Consider the following 266-nt stretch of genomic DNA (forward strand, 5'->3'; position numbering starts at 1 on the left):
GTAAAACGCCATCAAGCTTATATCTGTCAATGCAGTTTGGTATAAAGGCTGCAAACTACCCGTTTACTGAAGATGACATGGATAACCTCAAGTTACCTGAAGCATTGAAACGCAACAAATCAAAGCTCTTTGGTTTAACCATCGATCCTCATCGTTTGCATGAGATACGTCAAAGCCGCATGGAAAATAGCCGCTACTCTTCATTAAGACAATGTCGACTTGAAGTGAAAGAAGTCGAAATGCTGTATAAAAAAGAACGTATTCCC

General features: G+C 39.8%; 1 protein-coding gene. It reads left to right on the plus strand.

The annotated features are described in order from the left end of the window. The coding region (locus AAEZ02_RS22645) for a kinase/pyrophosphorylase (protein WP_351125313.1) at window positions 1–266 on the plus strand (266 nt) is incomplete at both ends.

This window comes from Shewanella sp. T24-MNA-CIBAN-0130, from assembly GCF_040310185.1.
In the GTDB taxonomy this organism is placed as follows: Bacteria; Pseudomonadota; Gammaproteobacteria; order Enterobacterales; family Shewanellaceae; genus Shewanella; species Shewanella psychromarinicola.